This window comes from Micromonospora sp. KC721, assembly GCF_004348355.1.
GTDB lineage: Bacteria > Actinomycetota > Actinomycetes > Mycobacteriales > Micromonosporaceae > Micromonospora.
In genome coordinates this window covers 1-4,998 of the sequence record NZ_SMJY01000297.1, presented here as the reverse complement: position 1 = coordinate 4,998, position 4,998 = coordinate 1, and the positions used below count along the sequence as shown (strand labels likewise).

5 protein-coding genes are annotated in these 4,998 nt (G+C 76.1%); all 5 read left to right on the top strand.

What is annotated here, in order from left to right; all coding sequences use genetic code 11:
- Positions 1-37 precede the first annotated feature (37 nt).
- Positions 38-421 carry a hypothetical protein gene (locus E1182_RS29100; RefSeq protein WP_371687622.1) on the top strand — a complete coding sequence of 128 codons (384 nt, stop codon included), beginning with the start codon at positions 38-40 and terminating at the stop codon, positions 419-421.
- A 46-nt stretch (positions 422-467) separates the two neighbouring features.
- On the top strand, positions 468-623 hold the full coding sequence (locus E1182_RS29095; protein WP_013736319.1) for a DUF4177 domain-containing protein: 156 nt from the start codon (positions 468-470) through the stop codon (positions 621-623).
- The gene (locus E1182_RS29090) at positions 620-1,081 is read left to right on the top strand and encodes a RidA family protein (RefSeq protein WP_132270928.1); all 462 of its coding nucleotides are present in this window, start codon (positions 620-622) and stop codon (positions 1,079-1,081) included. Before E1182_RS29095 ends, E1182_RS29090 begins: the two co-directional genes overlap by 4 nt.
- 128 nt (positions 1,082-1,209) lie before the next feature.
- Complete coding sequence (locus tag E1182_RS29085) at positions 1,210-2,007, top strand: MBL fold metallo-hydrolase (RefSeq protein ID WP_132270927.1); 798 nt, start codon at positions 1,210-1,212, stop codon at positions 2,005-2,007.
- Positions 2,004-4,998 (top strand): adenylate/guanylate cyclase domain-containing protein (locus tag E1182_RS29080; RefSeq protein WP_132270926.1); only part of this gene is annotated, 2,995 nt, incomplete at its 3' end. The genes E1182_RS29085 and E1182_RS29080, both read left to right, overlap by 4 nt.

Here is a 4,998-nt window from a genome sequence, read left to right as displayed (position 1 = left end):
CGGTGGCCGGGGTGACGCGGGCACCCCGGTCGGTGGGCTGCCGGTCAACGAGCGGTCCTACCGGCGGCACGCCGAACCGCACGAGGTGCTGCGTATCCTGAACAGTTCCAGTGACCGCGCCCGGGACGAGGAGGAGCCCGGCTACGTCATCCACCTGCCGATCCGGGTGGCCGACCTCGCCGCGGCGACCGCGCTGGCCGGCACGGTGGCCACCTCGCTCAGCTTCCTGGCCGAGCTGGACGCCGGGGAGACCACCGTCTCCACCGCCGACGACCAGAACAACCGGCACCGGGTCTTCTGCGACCTGCTGTTGCCCGACCGCTCCCGCTGCCCGCAGCCGTACGACCACGAGGGACCGTGCGGCGAGGCGCCGGCGACACCGGAACAGCGTCCCGCGCCCCGCCCGTCGCCCGGACCGTAGGCTGTGCCGGTAACACGTCCACGTCAGGCAAGGGAGCCTTCCACCGATGCAGAAGTGGGAATACGCCACGGTCCCGCTGCTGGTCCACGCGACCAAGCAGATCCTCGACAACTGGGGCGAGGACGGTTGGGAGCTGGTCTCCGTGGTTCCCGGTCCGAACCCGGAGCAGCTCGTCGCGTACCTGAAGCGGCCCAAGGCATGAGCAACGGTCCACACGCCAAGCTCGCCGAGCTCGGTCTGACCCTGCCCGAGGTCGCTTCGCCGGCGGGCAGCTACGTCCCGGCGGTGCAGTCCGGGCAGCACGTCTACGTCTCCGGCCAGGTGCCAGTGGCCGAGGGCAAGATGCTCGCCACGGGCAAGGTTGGTGCCGGGATCTCCGCCGAGCAGGCCAAGGACCTGGCCGCGCGCTGCGCGCTGAACGCCCTCGCCGCCGTGGATGCGCTGGTCGGCCTGGAGAACGTCGTCAAGATCGTAAAGTTGACCGGCTTCGTGGCGAGCGCGCCCGGCTTCACCGGCCAGCCCGGCGTGGTCAACGGCGCGTCCGACCTGTTCGGCGCGGTTTTCGGAGAGGCCGGTCGGCACGCCCGTTCCGCGGTCGGGGTCGCCGAGCTGCCGCTGGACGCGCCGGTCGAGATCGACGTCATCGTCGAGGTCGCCTGAGCGTCGCCCGCCACCCCCCGCGATCCGCCCACCGCCGGTGCCGGACGAAGAGGCACGAAGAAGCACAAACGCCGGCCGGACTGAGCAAGATCGCGGGGAGTGGCGGGCAGGGTCGTACGATCGCAGCCATGACCGGGCATCTGACCGTGCCGGCGGCGGCGCTCGCCGACGCGCTGCCGGAGTGGGTGACGCTGCTGCGCGCGCCCAACCCCGGCCCGATGACCCTCGACGGCACCAACACCTGGGTCCTGCGGGCCGCCCCCGGGGCACCCGCCGTGGTGGTCGACCCCGGGCCGGCGGATGAGGGCCACCTCGACCGGATCGTCGCGCACGGCCCGATCGGCGCGGTGCTGATCACTCACGGGCACCCCGACCACACCGAGGGCGCAGCGCCGCTGGCCGGGCGGCTCGACGGGGTGCCCGTCCGGGCCGCCGACCCGGCGCACACCATCGGCGGCGACCCGCTGACCGACGGGTACCCGCTCGACGTGGCCGGCCTCGGCATCCGCCTGGTACCCACCCCCGGCCACACCGGCGACTCCGTCTGCTTCCTCGCCCGGCGCGGCGACGAGCAGGTCGTTCTCACCGGCGACACCATCCTCGGCCGCGGCACCACCGTGGTCGCCCACCCCGACGGGCACCTCGGCGACTACCTCGCCAGCCTGGAACTGCTCACCACGTACCGGGGGATCCCGGTGCTGCCCGGGCACGGCCCGGCCCTGGCCGACTGCGGCGCGGCGGCCGAGTTCTACCTGGCCCACCGCCGGGCCCGACTCGACCAGGTCCGCGCCGCGGTCGCCGCCGGTGCCCGCACCGCCGCCGAGGTCGTCGCGGCCGTGTACGCCGACGTCGACCGGTCGCTGTGGTGGGCCGCCGAGTGGTCGGTCCGCGCCCAGCTGGAACACCTCGGGGTGGAGCAGCCGTGACCTGCCCGGTCTGCGGCACGCTGGCCGTCCCGGGGGCGCGGTTCTGCCACAACTGCGGCGCGGCCCTGCCGGCCGCCGCGAGCCTGCCCACCGCCGAGCGCCGGGTGGTCACCGTGCTCTTCGGCGACCTGTCGGACTTCACCTCCTGGTCGGAGGACCTCGACCCGGAACGGGTCGGTGCGGTCACCGACCGGGTGCTCGCCGCCCTCGCCGGTGCGGTCAAGACCTTCGGCGGGCACGTCGACAAGCTCACCGGCGACGGCATCATGGCGGTCTTCGGGGCACCCGTCGCCCACGAGGACGACGCGGAACGCGCCGTCCGCGCCGCGCTGTCGATGCAGCGGGCCGTCCGCCGGGTGCTCGACGACGAACGGGGCGGCGGTGCCCCGCTCGGCCTGCGGGTCGGGCTGAACACCGGCGACGTCATCGCCGGCATCCAGGCCGCCATCGAGTACACCGTCATCGGCGACACGGTGAACACCGCCGCCCGGCTGGCCGACGCCGCCGCCGTCGGGGCCGTCTACGCCGGTGCCCGTACCTCCGCCGCCACCCGGCACGTCGCCTCCTGGCGGGCGCTGCGCCCACTGCGGCTCAAGGGCAAACGCGAACCGGTCGAGGCGTACGAGCTGCTCGGCCTCCTGGACGCCCCGGGCACCCGCTCCGGCCTCGGCGACGAGGCGCCCTTCGTGGGCCGGGAAACCGAGATCGGTCGGGTCGCCGGCCGGCTCGCCGAGGTCATCGACCGCAGCGAACCCCGGGTGCTGCTGATGACCGCCGAGGCGGGCATCGGCAAGTCCCGCTTCGCCGCCGAGGTGGAACGCCTCGCCGCCGGGTACGACGTCGGCGCCGGCCGGTACGCCGCGCACACCGGTGCCCGGGTGCTCTCGGTACGCTGCGCGGCCTTCGGTGAACGCCGCCGGCTCGCCCCCCTCGCCGACCTGGTCCGGGCCGCGGTCGGCCTGCCCAGCGACACGTCCACCGCGCTGACCCGCCCCGCCGTGGAGGAACGGCTGCGCCGGCTCGGTCAGCGGCTCGGGCAGCGCGGCGGCGGCCCGCTCGCCACCGACCAGCTGCTGGCCCTGCTCGGGTACGCGGAGCTGCCCACCGGGACGGGCGCCGCCACCGACCACGGGGAGTGGAGCGCCGGCAGCACCCAGGCCGACGCCGAAGCCGTGCCGAACGCGGTGGCTGGTCTGCTCAGTGCGCTGGCCGGCGAGACACCGCTGGTGATGATCGTCGACGACCTGCACGACGCGACCGCCGAGACGATCAGCGCGCTCGGGCTGGCCCTCTCCCGGCTCACCGGCCCGGTGTTGGTGCTGCTGCTCGGCCGCCCGGAGCTGGTCCGCACCGCCGGCGCGCTGACCCGCGTCGCCGACGCCGAGGTGCACGCGCTGCCGCCGCTGCGCGGCGCGGACGCCGCCCGGCTGCTTACCAGCTACCTGAACGGTGGGAAGCTGCCCCAGGCCGACGCGGACCGGTTGCTGGCCACCGCCCAGGGCAACCCGTTCTACCTGGCCGAGCTGGTCACCCTGCTGATGGAGCGGGGCGCGCTCACCGCGTACGCCGAGCGGCGCGGCGGCCCCGGCGGCTGGCGGCTGGCGCCCGGCTCGCTGGGCAGCCGGCTGCTCTCCCGCGACCTGGCGGCCGTCCTCGCGGCCCGGATCGACGCGTTGCCACCGGACGCCCGCTCGGTCCTGCGCGACGCCGCGGTGGTCGGCGACGCCGTGCCGGACGGGGCACTGGAGGCGCTGCGCGAGCAGCGGGCCGGGTTCGGCGGCCGGCCCGCCGCGGTCGCCGCCGTGGAGCTGACGCGGGCCGTCGAGGAGTTGCTGCAGCGGCGGATGCTGCACCGCACCCGCGCCGGTTACGCCTTCGCCACCCCGCTGATGCGGGAGGCCGCGTACGCCGGGGTCAGCAAGGCCGAACTGGCCGAACGGCACGCCGCGCTGGCCCGCTGGGCGGCTCCCGGCGTCACCGGCACCCCGCCCGGCGGGTTCACCGACGCGGCCCGCGACGACTTCGTCGCCGAGCATGTGGCGCGGGCCGCGGCACTCGCCGACGCGGTCAAGCTGCGTCCCGACGCGCCGGCCCGGACCGTCGCCGGACTGGGCGTGGCCGCGCTGGGCCGAGCCGCCCGCCGGGCGCTTCAGGCCGGGGAGCCGGCCCTGGCTGTCGAGTACGCCGAGCGGGCCGCCGAGTTGGCCGGCGACGGGGTGCCCGCGGCCGACCGGGTGGTGCATGCCCGGGCACTGCTGCAGGTCGGGCGGCCGGGCGACGCGCTCGCCTTCGCCGAGAAGATCGCCGCCAACGCCGGGGACGAGGCGGTCGTGCGGACCAGCGCCCTGCTGCTCGCCGGGCAGGCCCACCAGGCTCTCGGCGACCAGGGCCGGGCGACGGCCGCCTGGCAGGAGGCGTTGCAGGTGGCCACCGCCGGCGGCCTGCCCACGCTGCGCGCCTCGGCGATGCGCCGGCTCGGCATGGCCGACTTCATCGCCGGCCGGCTCGGCCAGGCCAGCAGCCGGCTTGCCGCGTCGTACCAGGTGAGTCTCGCCGCGCAGGACCCGCGTGGGCAGGCGTGGTCGTTGCAGAACCTGGCCTGGGTCACCACCACCCGGGGTGACTTCGCCGGCACCGACGCGGTGCTCGGCCGGGCCGCCCGGCTCTTCGCCGAGCTGAGAGACCCGTACGGCCGGGCCTGGTTGCGCGGCACCACCGCCTTCGCCCGGCTGCTCGCCGGTCGGCTCCGGGAGGCGTGCCGGCTGGCCGGGGTGTTCCTCCCCTTCGGCGAGCGGGTCGGCGAGGCGTGGGCGGTCGGCACGCTGCGCGCCGTCGAGGCGTTCGCCGCGGCCGAGTTGGGGGAGATCGCCGAGGCGGACCGGGCGGCGCGGCGGGCGTACCGGGACTTCGCCGAGGTCTCCGACGACTGGGGGCGTGGGTTCGCGCTGGTGGCGCGGGGGGTGGTGGCGCGCGGGCTGGGCGAGCCGGAGC